Source organism: Oleiphilus sp. HI0043, assembly GCF_001634935.1.
In genome coordinates, this window is the sequence record NZ_LWEY01001756.1 from 1 (window position 1) to 15,312 (window position 15,312).

12 protein-coding genes and 2 pseudogenes are annotated in these 15,312 nt (G+C 45.4%); 2 read left to right on the forward strand and 12 right to left on the reverse strand.

Annotation, left to right across the window (positions count from 1 at the left end; genetic code table 11):
- From A3729_RS27095 to A3729_RS27150, 12 genes and pseudogenes are all read right to left on the reverse strand, one after another.
- Positions 1 to 180, reverse strand: a pseudogene (locus tag A3729_RS27095) (MotA/TolQ/ExbB proton channel family protein); the annotation flags it as partial.
- Positions 181 to 454: 274 nt separating this feature from the next.
- Positions 455 to 763, reverse strand: a complete 309-nt coding sequence (locus A3729_RS27100; protein ID WP_068553964.1) for a hypothetical protein — start codon at positions 761 to 763, stop codon at positions 455 to 457.
- Positions 764 to 776: 13 nt separating this feature from the next.
- Positions 777 to 1,487 (reverse strand): tetratricopeptide repeat protein, encoded by a 711-nt coding sequence (locus A3729_RS27105; RefSeq protein WP_068553962.1) that lies wholly within the window; start codon positions 1,485 to 1,487, stop codon positions 777 to 779.
- Positions 1,488 to 1,515: 28 nt separating this feature from the next.
- Complete coding sequence (locus tag A3729_RS27110) at positions 1,516 to 4,446, reverse strand: tetratricopeptide repeat protein (RefSeq protein WP_068511503.1); 2,931 nt, start codon at positions 4,444 to 4,446, stop codon at positions 1,516 to 1,518.
- Positions 4,443 to 6,479 carry a tetratricopeptide repeat protein gene (locus tag A3729_RS27115; protein WP_068634473.1) on the reverse strand — a complete coding sequence of 679 codons (2,037 nt, stop codon included), beginning with the start codon at positions 6,477 to 6,479 and terminating at the stop codon, positions 4,443 to 4,445. The genes A3729_RS27110 and A3729_RS27115 overlap by 4 nt, the downstream gene beginning before the upstream one ends.
- Position 6,480: 1 nt before the next feature.
- Positions 6,481 to 7,065, reverse strand: coding sequence for an AraC family transcriptional regulator (locus A3729_RS27120; protein WP_068508191.1), 585 nt, complete (start codon positions 7,063 to 7,065; stop codon positions 6,481 to 6,483).
- A 21-nt stretch (positions 7,066 to 7,086) separates the two neighbouring features.
- Positions 7,087 to 8,250, reverse strand: coding sequence for a DUF3570 domain-containing protein (locus tag A3729_RS27125; RefSeq protein WP_231872166.1), 1,164 nt, complete (start codon positions 8,248 to 8,250; stop codon positions 7,087 to 7,089).
- A complete protein-coding gene (locus A3729_RS27130) occupies positions 8,237 to 8,476 on the reverse strand; it encodes a DUF4266 domain-containing protein (RefSeq protein WP_068511561.1) in 240 nt (79 codons plus the stop codon). Before A3729_RS27130 ends, A3729_RS27125 begins: the two co-directional genes overlap by 14 nt.
- Positions 8,477 to 8,492: 16 nt before the next feature.
- A complete protein-coding gene (locus A3729_RS27135; RefSeq protein ID WP_068511558.1) occupies positions 8,493 to 8,990 on the reverse strand; it encodes a TlpA disulfide reductase family protein in 498 nt (165 codons plus the stop codon).
- A 60-nt stretch (positions 8,991 to 9,050) separates the two neighbouring features.
- Positions 9,051 to 9,707, reverse strand: a complete 657-nt coding sequence (locus A3729_RS27140) for an outer membrane beta-barrel domain-containing protein (protein WP_068553288.1) — start codon at positions 9,705 to 9,707, stop codon at positions 9,051 to 9,053.
- Positions 9,677 to 10,468 (reverse strand): SH3 domain-containing protein, encoded by a 792-nt coding sequence (locus tag A3729_RS27145; protein WP_068511553.1) that lies wholly within the window; start codon positions 10,466 to 10,468, stop codon positions 9,677 to 9,679. Before A3729_RS27145 ends, A3729_RS27140 begins: the two co-directional genes overlap by 31 nt.
- A gap of 71 nt (positions 10,469 to 10,539) precedes the next feature.
- Positions 10,540 to 13,179, reverse strand: coding sequence for a hypothetical protein (locus A3729_RS27150; RefSeq protein ID WP_197476146.1), 2,640 nt, complete (start codon positions 13,177 to 13,179; stop codon positions 10,540 to 10,542).
- 336 nt (positions 13,180 to 13,515) lie between these two features.
- On the opposite strand from A3729_RS27150, the gene A3729_RS27155 reads away from it, so the two are divergent.
- Both A3729_RS27155 and A3729_RS27160 read left to right on the forward strand, forming a co-directional pair.
- Positions 13,516 to 14,838, forward strand: a complete 1,323-nt coding sequence (locus A3729_RS27155; protein ID WP_231872338.1) for a hypothetical protein — start codon at positions 13,516 to 13,518, stop codon at positions 14,836 to 14,838.
- Positions 14,839 to 14,850: 12 nt separating this feature from the next.
- Positions 14,851 to 15,312: pseudogene (locus A3729_RS27160) on the forward strand (hypothetical protein); the annotation flags it as partial.

Below are 15,312 nucleotides of genomic sequence, written 5' to 3' on the forward strand. Positions count from 1 at the left end.
AAAGTCCTTCCCGCTAATCATACGGTGAAGCTTATTAAAGTCCTGGCGGTTATTACGCTTAGCGACACTCAGGTAAACATAGCGTTCAATTGCAATCACCAAACCAACTACCAAAATGATTGAAATCGGATACATGAAGAATCCGCCTTCCTGAAAAAATCGAATTATTGTCTCGATCATAACAATTTACTCCTGGGGGTTTTCTTTGCTTTATGCCTTGTAGGCCATTTAAAATTTATACAATCATCAAGTGCACTTCGCTGACGATTGCAAACAATTGTGAAAATTGTAGATTGAAAAGAGAGAAAAGACGGTTAGATCACGAAAGGATTTGTTGCGAATTGTGTTCATGTTCTTCCATGCACATACTTTGTGTGACTCCTGTCATAGTTTGACGCCATATAGGCCAATATACCTTCTTTTAGCTTACAAGAACCTGTCTAAGTGATGAATCCTACTTTGGTATTGCGGGCACAGTAGTCGCTTTTACATTCTGTTTGCTGAAGGCTTCATGGTAACTTTGCATTCTCAGAAAGCTGGCCCGGTCAAGCGGCTGAATAGGACGTGACGATGCCAAGGTCTGCTCAGGTTCATCAAGAGAGTAAACCTTTGCTGGCTGCCAAGGAACCAAATACAAAACGGTAGGAAGCTCTTGGTTCCCTCGAATAGTCGCCCCTTCGATTGCGATCACAGTTCCTTCTGCCGCCACAACTTGCGTTAAAATAAGACAAGTCAGTAGCATTAAACATTGAGTTAATTTCATATCCTACAACTCCTTATTGTCTATTTTTGATATCAAAGATCCAGTCTTTTACCTGAGGGTCTGGCTCATCAAGTAAAGACTGATATTGCTCGTATAAAGGCAAAGCGTCCGCAAACTGCCCACGATATAAATCCAACAAGATACCCAAGTTTCTAATGGCTGTTATATCTTCAGGGTTCTGATCCAAAGCCTGGCGATAATAGCTCTCCGCCTGATCGAAATCGCCTTTCTCCCGCATAATTTGACCGAGATAGTTGAGTGCCGGGCCAGTAAACTTTGCCAAGTTATCCAAAATCTCAGCCCGCTTGTCTGTAGGCAGATCTATCGACGCCTTGTTATCAGCCTTTTGTTTGTTCTCCTGCCCAAGCGAGTCCTTCAGAGCGAGCACTTTCGATAAGTATGACTCAGCCTCTTCTACATTTCCCAACCACCAGCTACTAATGCCAAGGTTCAAGAGAGGCCCAGGGTACCAGGGGTTTTGCTGATGTATTTCTGCCAGAGTATGAAAGCTATCTTCAAGCTCATCGTTACCTTTGAATACCCCGGCAGCCATCGCTTGGTCCGATGAACTCTCTAGTGACTTCATCGTTTCAACAGCGTCTTGATATTGTGAAACTAATGCTTGTCGCGAATCTTCAGCGGCGATTGATTCCTTATCTATTTTTCCTTTTGTTGCACAGGCACTCAAGATAAGGCACAGACAAACCATCAAAAAACATGACATTGATTGCCTCAAACAGATGAATAGACCCTTAATACAAGTCATAGATGATCTCGCTCTTTAATTCAGGCTTATCGTAACGCCCTGGTAGCAATTCTTTTAAGGCATCAAAACTATTCTGAACCCAGTCATCGTAGATACCAATCCAAGACCTACTGGAGTTCTGTTCATGAATTTCAATAGCACTGTCTTCAAAGGGATAAGCTTGTTCTTCAAGAAGAATTTCGTACTGCTCTAGCTCCAGCTCGTTCAGGCCTGTAGGGCGATCAGAATCCATTAAGTCGCGACTAAGCTGAGCATAAATATCAGCCATGCGATATCCAGCTTCGGTTGAGAACTGAGAGACACCATAACTCGCCGTCTTTTGATAGGCTTTCATAGCTTTTTCCAAAGCTTTGGTTTTTTTAATCATGGTTTCGTTTAGAGGTAGTTTTAACTTGATTCGTTTGTACTGAATAAAGGCATCATTAGCCAAAACACTCGCAGCACCTGCCGCCAAGAAGCGCATACGGTCATCTGCAGCATCACCCAAGCTATCGACCTTCTTCATTTGTTTAGCTAACCAAAAGCGTCGCTTCAGGGGTTTATCCGTTTCTTTATAAAGTTGCGCCAAACGATGAGTCACCTCCATATAGACATCAGCTGGCTCGGCATAGGTATTCGCATAAAGCCGGTAACTGAGTATCGCCTCTTTCTTGTTGTCAGCCTTATCGTATAGCTCCGCTACGATAAACTGAATATCCTGCTTTTCCTGCTCGGTTTTTGCCAGCTTACGCATAATACGCAATTCTCCGGCCGCTGCTTCCCACTGTTCGGTTTCACGATAAGCCAAAGCCATTTTAGCAGGCAGCGTATCGAGTAAATTATGCTTTGGGTAACGCTTTCTGAAGTCTGAAATAACGTCGATAGCACGATGCCATTCTTTTAATTCAATCAAATAACCTGCGGCATCATATTCTGCGCTGGCTCTGAGGGTGGAAGTCGGAGCAACAAGCCCCACGCGAAGAAACTCGTCAACGGCTAGCAAAGTCTGCCCATCTGCCAACTTCGCCTCTGCCTGCTTAAAGACACTCGCAGCCAGGCTTTCAATTGTTGCAGCCCGGCGCTTGTCCTTTGCAGGCATTTGGGTCAATACCTCTTGATACGCACCTTCTGACAGAACAAAGTCATTTAAAGCATACAAACTGTGCGCTTTAATCAAACTACTTTCTAATAAGGTTTGTTTATCAAGCTTGGGCGCACCTTCAAACGAAGTCGGCCAGTCAATCAGGCGCTGAGCCAAAGGTAATGCCCCCTGATAATCTTTCCTGTCAAAATACTCAGAGCTCACGAGGTACAAAACCGGAACCGCTCTATTGTCTTGCTTGTGAATATCAACAAAACGCATTTGAGCCTGCTCCCGCTTAATACTTAAGCTTTCCAGAAGAGCTTGCCTTGCCTCTTGCTCTGTTGGCAGCTTATCTTTTGGCAAGGCTTTGATGCTCTTTAAGTAATCATCATAGAGCAGCACGGAAGCGTAAGCCGCATCACTACGACCAGAAAATTCTGAGAACTCATAACCAGCTCTTTCGAAAGCCGAGATCGCTTCTGGAAAATGTGACAGTTGTGTCTCGCTCTCAGCCAATAATACTAGGCGCTCTGGCAAGTCTGAATGATTGGGAAAGGTCTCGGTAAAGGCACGGTTATATCGAGCAGAAAGCGTATATTCATCGAGCGTTTTTTGCTTGCTGGCAGAACGTTTCTTAGCAGCCTTGCGTAACTGGCCGGCTTTAACGTAATGGCGATCAGCTAACTCTTTTAACAGTGGCTCCAGCTGTTCTTTTGTATAGCCCAGCGAGTCGGTAGCACCTTCAGGCTCTGGCTTCGGAGCATGCGTTTGCCAAAATTCACTGCCTAAGCCATAAGTCTCAACAAATCGCACTTTCTCGGGGTAGATATCTTTCTTAAAGCCTGCGTGAACCAGCACAGTGATGATCTGCATTTGATATTTTGGCGACCACAAACTCAGTGGCTGCCTGGCAATATAGTTCTTATAAACTAACACCGCGTCACTAAACTGCTCTTTATTCAACAGGAAGTCTGCATAGCTGGAGTAAACAACATGCTCATAATGTCGCTGGCCCGTTTCTGCAAACAGAGCCCCCAAGCTTTCTGCCCCACCCAAATAAGAAAACGACAAACTCATAACGCGCATTAAGTCTTCGACCAGAGTTTGATGCTGATTCGCAACCAAGGCCGAGGCTTTATCTTGATCAGCCGAGTCCTGACTTAACAATAAATCTAACACGCGGCTGTAGCTTACCAGCGCTAAAGAGTATTTTGCCTGTTTGAACAAACTCCAGCCTTGCATGTAGTGGGCGTTAGCCAAAAAGGGGCTTTCCTCTTTAGGCGCTTCAGTCAGAATCACGGCAGAAAATGCCTGCTCGGCCAGCCTATACAGTTCGTCAGTGAACAGGATCTCTCCGCGTCTAAATTGTACTTCGGCATAATAGTTTGAGCCCGGGTATTGCTCGGCAATTCGTGTCAGTATCTTCAGGTGTTGATCACGCAAACCTTTCAACTCATAGGTCTTTGCCAATTGATATAAGACGTGATCGTTATCTTCTCTGTCTGGATACTTTTCAAGCAGACCTAAATAAGCAGTGATAGCGATATCCAGCTCATCAACAGCCTGCTCTGCCATTAATAATTCACCTTTCTGAAGCTTAAGATCGGCTAAGCGATGCAGAACCTTCATTTGCGTTTCAGGGTCTTTCAGCATAGGTAGCAGACGAGTGTAATTCTCGATAACTTCTGAAATTTCAAGACTTAAAGATGCCTCTCTATCAATCATCAAGACAGCAGGCTGAAGTGAAGCAATACTTTCAGGCCCATATAAGGGATAGGTTCTGGAGTCAAATAGCTGGCAGCCTGACAAAGCAAATAACAAGGTAAGCAAGCATGCTGTTCTAAGTAAACTCACAAGCTAGCCTCCTCTGTCGTCATGCTGGTTTTCTCTGCAGAATCCGAATGATAAACCTGGTCTGAAATTCGGGCTAATGACTCTCGCGAAGCCTTCAAATAAACACCCGCTTCAGCGATTTGCTTTTCGTAATCCTGTTTGGCCAAAGCAACAAGTTTATTTCTTGCTTGCGCAAGACTCTGGTCTAACTCCGTTCTAATTAGCGCTAGCTGCTCTCTTCCTTCAGAAACTCTCTTTGCTAGCGCTTCATTGCCACCATCAGACTCCAGTTTTGAACGTAACTTAGCTTGATATTCATTAAATTCTGCCATTTCACGATCGAGTGCACGAAGTTGTTTGACCGCCTGCCAACGATTGTCACTAAAGGACTCACTCAACCACCAATCGTAATAGGCTTTAACTCGATTCAAGCGCCGTTCGTAACGGCTACGCTTGCGATGATCATGTGGAATAAGTGCTAACGATGACTCGGCTTGCTCAATTTTCTTGGCATATTTAATCTGCTCCTCATTCATAAAGAATCGCAAGTCTTCAGTCTCGCTGGCATGATTAATCGCCGCAGCAAACCTGTCCTGCTCATCTTCCCAGTGTGCAGCGTCCTGGTTCTCCATCGCTTGCTTTGTTTGCTGTATTTTGTCTTCACGAAGCGCAATACGCGTTGCCATCATGGTGTCGAATGAGTCCAGCTGGCTAGCCCATTGAGATAAAGATTCTTCTAACTTATACAGCTCATGCAGCTCACTTACCTGGCGCTGAAACGCATCCGTTGCCAGAAGGTGTGCAAAGCTATAGTCATTAGGCTGAACATTTAGCATGCCATAGGCATCATTCACTAACTTCGCATCACCTAAGGGGCGTGAAAGGTTCAAGGCGGCAATCAAACGCGACTCATCGACCTCTTGTGCTTGTCTGCCAAAACGCTCTTGTAAAGATTCATAATGCTCAACAGCCACTCGGTAGCTTTGGAGTGCAAGCTTTGTTTCACCCATTTGCTCGTACAGATAGGACAAAGCATAAGGCACTTGCTGTAACCAGGGCGTAAATTGTGGGCGCTCTTTCAACAACGTTAAAGCTTCGAGCGCCAAGCCGTGCTGACCAAGGTTAGTCGCAGCAACTGAATAAGCGAAAAGTGCCTGGTCAGATAACAGACTATCTTTTCTGATTTCGCGTAAGACACCTAAAGCGGATTGATTATCTCCCTGCTGAAGGTATAGCTGCCCAAGGCTTAGCAAACACTGTTCTCGTAAGTTAATACGCTCCCCAGCACCAACATCATTCGACTGACTATAGAGTTCATCTATTTGATTAAGCAAACCAGCTGCCAAGCGCTTCAAATCTCGCAAAGCAACACTTCGAACCACTTCATAGTTCGCATTAGACGCTGCCGCTAGTCCACCAACGGCGGCATTATACTGAAGGTACTGTCGCCATAAGTTGCCAGGAGGAATCTGGCTAATCAAGCTTGCAAGCATAAGGGGTTTATTTTCTTGTTTGATACTATGATCCCGTCCGATCAATAGTCCTTTCATATAGAGCATTTCATGGAACAAATGAGGCTTTTCCTTTCGCAAAAGCTGCATCTGTACTTTGTCAAAACTTTCTGAAGAGCGCTTATCATCGGCGGTAAGGTAGAAGACCTTACCTAAGTAGTACCAAGCCTGGTTACGATCGCTCAATGAAATTTGCTTGGTTAGAAGCGTCTCAAATACTAGTTTGGCCTCTTCGACCATTCCGTAAGAGAGCATCAGCCCCCCCTCCACTAATTCGGGATGCTGGCCATGCCCCTGGATTCCGGAACGGAGCTTGGCAACATTTAGCGCGCTCAAAGCTTCAAAGAAATTTCCTTGATGGTACTGGAACAGTACCTGACCGTAATTTAAGTCTTGAGCACGTTGATATACCGGGTACTCATCAACCAGCTTTGCTTCTGAAGACTGAGCAACACCCGTCCACAGACTCACGCAGAGAATACACAAGGTAATCAGTGCTTTCACAAAGCGCTGAGTTTGCTCAGGAAGATAAGTTTTTAGCACGCTAGTTCCACTCAACGATTTCGACATGAGGTTGATAGTTTTCACTTTGGTCGCTTATCTGAATCTCTAGCGAAGCAATATCACTTGTCTTTTCAAATAGCGTGCTGGCAGCCTTTTTGTACTCGCGCTTATCAGGCCCGAGCCCGCTTACAACGGCCGTTAGCTCGTGCTCGCCACTCTTCAAGTTACCCATATGCAAACGCTGCATACCGCCCTTTCGTAATGCTGTGACTTGACGCTGCGTATACAAATGGCTAGCAACAATTTCATCATTCAGCTTTAAGGTCACACTGTCAGGCTTGAAGAATTTACCCGTATCCAGACTCAGATAAACAACAAACTGGGTATTTGCCGGAAACAGCAAATCTTCTTCCAGAATAAACAGGTCTCGATTCAGCTTGATGACCTTTTTCTTCAGCTGCGCCACACTCAAGGCAACAGGCTTGTCCGCCACAGGCGCAGACTGTTTTTCGATAACCGCACCCGGCTCGGTCGCTGACTCCTCACCAAAGCTACTCACTGAAACTAGGCATACAGCAAACAAGAGTATGCTTTTCAATGCTTTTCTGGTCGCTTTATTATTCATCTAACTCTTCCCCAATTCTCTCTAATATTCCATCGTGACCGATATACGCGTGACCCACGCATCGAAACCATACAAAGGTTCGTTTCCTGCAACAGTAGAAGGTTTGGTCACATCTCTGAAGTTGTCATAGGAAAATTCTAAGTAATCAACCAAAGCCGTTAGCTTTAGCCTATCTACATGTGGAATGGCACCTTTGCCAAAAATATAACTTGCTCCTAAACCAATCGTATAATCACTAAAGGTACTCAATTCCTTATCGCGCCCCATAAAGTCTTGTGAGTCCTGAAAGGGGAAAAGGTCACTATAAAAGTCTGCACTGGTTTGCTGGTAATAACGATATCGGCCCTCAAAGACCCAAGAAGGACCAACCGGATGAATATATTGAAGTTCGAAGGTATCCGCTTCTATCCCCCAGCTGTCAGTGAAATAACGATACTCTGCTTTAATCGATGCTCGATACGGCAAGTAGTAAAGAGAACGAAGTGCAACAGCTGTACTGGTTCGTGTTTGCGGGTATTTTTCAGTGGCTGTCTCGAAAGATGAACCACTCTGATAGCGGTATACGCGATAGGGGTTATTCAAATAACCTTCGTCAGTAATAATATCGACGTCCACGCCAAAGAGCATATTCTTCGTGATGACTTGAGATAGCCCCAGTTTGTAGTTCTGCCTGTCAACATCTTCAGAAAAGTCACTCTGAATCATTCCCACTTCATCCCAACCTCTGGAATAACCCAAGCTCAAGTTAGTTAAATCACCAAAGAAATCTTGTGAAACAGAAACAAACACCGTGTCTGCTGAGAAGTCATTTTCTTCACTGTTGGTATAGCCCGCGCTCACTATCGTTTTCTCATGAAGAAAATCTACCCCGGCACTGTACTCAGTTCGCTCTTCTTCATAAGCACTAGCAGTGGCGCGCACGTCAATAGACGCCGACGACACTGAATCAACATAGTAATGTCCATTCAGGGAAAAATTCGTACCGGCACTTTTTCTTACCAGAACAAAGGGGCCATTAATATCCATACCACCGCCTTCGTAACCATGATACAAGGCGTCAACCGTATCAGGAGGAAGCGTTGCTGTATTACCTACTGCACTGATCACCAGGGAATTGACAATAATTAACAATTGAAAAAAGGATTTAAAAAAAGGCACCTTGGCTTTCATTTTAATTACAGCCACAGCCACCTCCTGCGCCACCCTCTGCTCCACGAGCAGACTCCCTTGCCTGGTATACATGGTGAATGTATGCACCCGCAGCCCCATGTCGATCTAAGCTCATAATAGGGTCGGCCAGATTACTTCGCTCATAGGGTTTTACCCACGGCTTAATTTCACCGCAAGCCTGCAAGCCACCGAAAGACAGCAAACAGATAATTACGCATATGACTGCTTTAATACTGTTCATATTAGGAACCCGTGAACTATTCTCTGATCAACTGTTTAACCTGGTTTGCGTACTCTTCTTCATAGCCGGGCTTATATCCGCGATGTAAAAAGCGCTTGTTGCCATCGCGATCAATCATCACAGTTGTCGGCATCGCATCCACCTCGTACATCTCACTTACCTTGCTTGTCGAGTCATAGACCACAGGAAAATCAACCGGCACAGCTTTCAAAAAGCGATCTGCATCAGCTGAATCTTCATCCACATTGACCGCTAAAATGGTAAAACCCAAGTCTTCATATTTGGCAAAAATATCATTCATCAAGGGCATTTCCTGACGACATGGCCCACACCATGAAGCCCAGAAGTTCAGCATCACAACTTCTCCTTTTAACTCTTCAAGCCGGATATTGCTTCCTTGATTACTTTTGAGCGTAAAGTCGGGTGCCGCGCCACTCAGTTGCTCAGCACTCGATAGGCCAGATAAACTCAACAAAGCGGCTGTCACTAGAGACTTGGCTATGGTCATTCGCATATTGATTCCCTCAATTCTTTTCAGTAAATACTTTCATTTTTTAAACCCTTCCAAGCATGCCTAGAAGAACAGGGACACACCCATTCCCAGCTCTGAGTTAAAACTGATTTTCTCAGGCCCTACGACATCTATTTCGTAAAAGTGCTCTTTCGCTGTAAAGTGTAAAGAGACAAAATCAGTCAGTAGTAATTGGTACCCCAATCCGACTACCCCCGTTAAACGGGTTTCTCCGGCAAAGTCTGTTGCACCAACAGCTGCAGATACGTAAACGTTATTGTTAAAGGCATAATCTCGGCCAAAATAGCTTTCGCCAGGAAGCTTAAATGCCACCCCAAAGTTATAGTAAAGGTAATCACGGTCATCACTCGATAACACCTCTACAGCACCAAGGGTCTCAAAGCTGCTTTGCCCTGCTTCACTCATCCCGATATGCGTTTCAAACATCAGGTTTCCACTTAAATGAAACGCCAGACGAGTGCCGTAAACCAATGCAGACTCGAAATCTTCAATGTTCATCACGCCGGTAAATACGCCGAGCTCAAAATTCTCTGAGTCGATCATTGCCTCATCAAGCACTACCGGCTTTACATCAGGCTCTATTAATGGGCTATGTTGCTCAGCACAAGCATTCCCCACCACCGCTGACAGGGTTAAAACCATCAACCAAATACATTGTTTGCGCTTCTTCAAAAGAACACGCTTAATCCAATTTTCCATTCTGTCGCTTCTTCGTTGCTTTCACGGTTAGTAAAAATTTTATAGTCCTTCACTTCCATACGAACAAAATAACGGTCGCTCAAGTAATATCGTGCCCCTATACCGGCATGAATAGATTCTTCGTCCCGCTTTGCTTCTTCAGATAAGGTCGCCTTGGGGCTGATAAATACCATGCCCGCCCCTAAAGTAAAAAACGGTGAGAACTTCCAGGAAGGAAATGGCTGATGAAGCAAGTTCACGCTTGCGACTTTTATCTCAGCCGAATCACCCAGCACCTGACTCCCCCATAATTCAAGAGATATGTTGTTGGTCATCCAATAGCCCAGATAAGCCGAATTAAGGGCTGCTTTGTCAAACTGACCACTCATCAAACCTGCTTCCCAGCGACGTGTATTGAAGTCATCAAAGACTGGTTCTGTGATCTTCACAGTTTCGCCATTAGCGTCTTCCATCTGCAATACATCAGCAATATTCAACCAACCTTCATTACCTTTGCGATCACGAACTTTTAACCACTCCGTCTTTCGAGTTGAAACTTCTAGCCACTCCCCTTTTTCGCTGATATGGAATACAGGGAAACCTTGCGCGGGGCCTGTGCGCCATTCCACAAAAGGAAGTACCACTTTAAGCTGAGGCGCAAATACGGTAGACCCGGCATGGTCTTCACGAGTTTCGGCCTCACTGGCTAAAACAGGCCATGAGAACAGCGACAAAATGAAGACCACCAAGCAAGAATACTGGCAGCGTGTTAAGCCTGACATAAATATCCTTTTTTAATCATGCAACGTTCAACTCTTCTCTACACACGAGGAAAATCTCTATGTAATCAATACTAGTTAATTGGTGCCGCAAAAGGGTCGTTAAAGTATTGCGCCCCAAGGTCCAACCATTCAGAAATCAACTTAAGCTCGGATAAAGTGAGATCACCTTCATGAGAACCACCTGCTTCAAACAAGTCTAAAAATTCCCCACTTCTCAAAGCACCTGCTGTATTCATAGTTGGCCCCACTGGTACAGTTTCCTGGACGTAAATAATGTTTTCGAATTCATCACGAAGCGGCTCACCTTCGTCATCCAACACTGGCTGATCGCTATCGACTAAGCGGTCAATTAAAATGCCTTCAACCAGTTCAACTTCATTATCATTAAATAATAGCTCACGATAAGACTTATAGTGATCTGGATCGTCAGTTGAAGGACCATTACTCAAATCCAACTGCTCAACCGGAACTTGAGTTTCCCCTTCACTGTCTACATTACTATGACAGGATGTACAGGTACGGTCTTCTTCAAGTTCATCGACGATACGTGATCTCGGCACCGACCATAGAGAATGAATATGTGTTTCATAGTTCACCACTATTCGACACCCTAGTCCCCAAGTCCCTTCACAAGTTTCCTTAATTGGCATTGGTGTCGTTAAATCTTCATAAGCATAGCTAATATCATTGTCTGTATCGGCAGGAACGACCCACTCATCAGTATAAGTAATATCAGGGCTTAGATTTCGAATACCATAATTTTCGGTATAGGCCTGCGCCATGGTTTCCCCCATTAGCACACCAAAGGGTGTATCTTCATCAGGCCCGGCAGGAGACGTTCCCGGAAAAGGAAGACCAACAGTCTCTGCCCCCGTATTGACCGGTTCAGGCCCAGCGCCATTACGCCCATGCGGGACTTCGCTTGCACCCGTGTGGCAACCGTTACATTCTATTAATTCCCCTGGAGCGACTTGCAGCCAGTTTTGATGACGCTCACTAGTACGCTGCCCTTTTTCATTTAATACGCTAAGTGCAAAAGCAACATTGGCTGGTACGGTCACCATTACAGATCCATCTGGTTCAATAGGAACATAACCCAGGATTTCCCGCATAGATTGCGCTCGACTTCTACCAAAAGCGGAGTTATCAAAATCACGTACGTTTTCATCAGGTATTGAAACAGCCTTCTCGATTCTTAGAAAACGTTGAGGACGCTCAGAAGGCTCTGTCACCTCAGGATTAGCAAGCGCCGCTAAACCGGCAGGAGACGTATCTTCACCATCAAAGTCATAGACACTGCGAATATGAATCGCTCCTAAACCATTACCAAAGTTTTCCAACTCTACTGGAACGTAGTCTTCCGGTTCTGGCCGACTTGTAACCAACATCACCTGATCGTAGCGATTACCTTCACTCGGTAAGGCAACCACTTTTAAGGTCTTATCGCTCGCATCATAGACATATAAACCATAGAGAGGTGTCGCGGCTTCATAGGTATCTGAAGCGAGTTTCTCTTCGGTACAATATTCTGGCTGGCCTTGTTGATCACCATCTGTTTCAGCATCGATATCGATCAGGGCAACACGACATAAGCTCCAGCTCACCAAGTAACGGTTTGAGCCATCATAAAGCGGTACAAAAGCGCCATACTGACCATTTATCGTTTGTTCATCACTTGAGGTGACCCCGTCAATAATCGCGACTTGCGCCTGCCCTTCAATTGCGTCACTGCCATCGATGGCACGGTCTGCATCAATGAATTCATCCAAATTAATCTCGAGAGGTTGTGCGGCAAACGTAGCGCTTTCGAAGGTACGCAATGAAACCGCAATATTACCGTTTTCTAACTCTTTAGGTTTCAAGAACTGAACTTGGTCACCGTCTTCACCTGAATCATGGGAATGGCGGCCATAGAGGTAATTCAAGCCTGTACCGTCGGGGTTAATCTCGTATAAGTTAACACCATTGTTTCGTGTTTGCCCCGCGTTATCCCAACGAGAAAACAGGACTTTGCCGTTATTCAACAGGATAGGGTCTAGATCGTGGCTTTGGTTAAAGGTAAGTTGCTGAATATTTTGTCCATCACCATCCATAATATGAAGGTTAAAGGCGTGTACATTTCGCTCTTCATCAAGTGCAGGATAACCCGTCTTACCTTCATTCAATAAAACAGCCTTGGCACGCGTCTGGCGCGTTGAAGTAAATAAGATACGATCACCTGGAAGGTAGCTGGGTGAAATATCATGCCCATCTTCAGCCCTGACATTCAGCGTACTATCAAAAATACGGCGGAGCGTGCTGCTCTCTATATTATATTCCCAGATATTCCAAGTAGGCTGATCTTCTTCATCGGCATTCTCTATCTCTGGCGCACGCATCGAGAAGAGTAGTTTCTTACCATCATAAGAAGTACTGAGGTCACGTACATCGTAGAGCAGCTCACCGTCGTCGTTTAAGAACGATTCATCAGCAAAGGCTGCCGAAGAAATATCCACCGTTTGAGCATCAAGTGATGCTTTTTGCTTTAGGTATAAAACAGCACCAGGACGAAACGATTGCGGCTCAGCCGCATTATCTGGCTCAACTTCGCCCTCATCGTTTTCTATAGGTCTTTCTATATAGGCTAAAGGTAAGTCAACTACAACAGGATCCGTGCCATCAGAGCTACAGGCAACAATAAGAGGCAGGCTGGTAATAGCAACAAGGCACAACAATACCCGTCTCAAATAGCCGGGGCTTGAAGGCTTCGGTAATCTAAAATGCCTTTTGAAGGCACGATTCAGAAAAACCGAAACGTAAAAAAATGTTAACCTGACATGCTTCACAATATTCTCCCTATTCGACATAATCGAGCCCAGTTAAGGACTTAGACAAGGATTATGTCTCTCAGTATGTCTTCTTCCTAAGTACATTCCAGCGCATTTGAGTTACGCAATGTAATGGTGAGCACTGCCACACAAAAAGCGTCTATCATCTTCAATTAAACTTCAAACATAGAGCGTTTGGGTCAAATTTAAATAAGCTCCGATCCAAAGAAGGAACAAGCTATGAATGTATTTCCTGTATTACCTAAGCTACTGAAACAAATTAAGCACGACGGTTTCTGGCAAGCAGCTATGACGCCAGCATATACAAAAACATTGATCGGAAAAATTAAGCTTATGCACCAGCGCATGAAATTTCTGTCACTTATACTTCTCTCTACACTATTCGTGAGCTCGACTCTAACGGCCGGGGAACGAGAGCAAGCTAAACGTATACATGACAGAATAGCGGGTGTGCCCCCTACTGCAAGTGTACTCGACTCTATGGCGGCGGATATTTTGGCGGGCGAAGCTAGCAATGCGGCCTATACGGCAATGGAACACACTGCTTTCTATGACGTTACGCTAAAAAACCTTGCAGCCCCCTGGACAAATGAAGCCATGTCCAGCTTTGTGCCCTTCAATGACTATATGGCAACCGTAATTGGTTTAGTACGCGATGACGCAGACTTTCGGTCAGTTCTATATAGCGACGTGCTCTATGTCGGAAATTCTTCACTTGGGCTACCAAACCCGAGCATCAGTAGCAACGCGCATTATGAAGCTCTGGAAGATGGCGGACACAGCCTAAAAGAGTATCTGATTGCCAGCACTCAGTCGGAACAATACAACATCCCTAGCGCTGCCGCTGCCGGTATCATGACCACGCGCGCATCCGCTCATGCATTCATGAAAGACGGTACCAATCGTGCACTGTTCCGTTTTACCGTGTTAAACCACTTATGCAACGATATGGAGCAACTTAACGACACCTCCTTACCACCTGACCGCGTCAGGCAAGATGTTTCGCGTAGCCCTGGTGGCGACAGCAGAATCTTCTTAAACAGCTGTGTAGGTTGTCATAACGGCATGGACCCTCTTACCCAAGCGTTTGCTTACTACAACTATGATTACAATGTTGAGAATGACCCAGAGGGTTTAAACGGCCAAATGGTCTATAACCAGGAAGGCATGACCGATGCGAGCACTGGCAGCCGCGTACAAGCAAAGTATCACATCAACGCTAACAACTTTGAGTTTGGCTATATCACGCCAGATGACAGCTGGGAGAATTACTGGCGCTCAGGAAGAAACCAGTTACTGGGATGGGATTCCACCCTCCCCGGCTCTGGAAATGGCGCTGCATCCATGGCACAAGAACTTGCACATTCCGAAGCCTTTGCCGAATGCCAAGTGAAAAAAGTTTTCCAGAATGTCTGCCTAAGAGAACCATCAGACGCTGCTGACCGAGCTGAAGTTGCATCAATGGTCACATCATTCAAAAATAGTGGATATCAACTCAAAAGAGTCTTTGCAGATTCAGCCACCTACTGCATGGGCGAATAGGAGGATATGACAATGAAAGCAACTAATACCTTAAAAAGCATTTGTTTATCACTCCTTGCCCTAATTCTACTTAGCGCCTGCGGTACTGACAGCGGCCAGGAAAATACCGACAACCCTAACACTAGCCAAAACACCAGTACCGATGAGTATCTAGGCCCTGCGCCAGAAACTGACGATGCTCTAAAGTTTCAGACCGAGTTTTGGGAAAATATCGTTACTGAAAACCGCTGCGGCGCTTGCCACGGTGCTGATGGTCAGTCCCCTAAATTCGCACGCTTCGACGACGTTAACCTGGCACTTGCTGATGCCAGTAGCTTGATCGATCGAGATGACCCGGCAGAATCGGCTCTTATCACGAAAGTTGCAAACGGCCATAATTGCTGGGCATCTAACGGACAAGGTGGCACCGATATCGGCACCTGTGTAACGATTCTCACTGGGTGGGTCGAAAATTGGGTGGGTGACAATACTGCC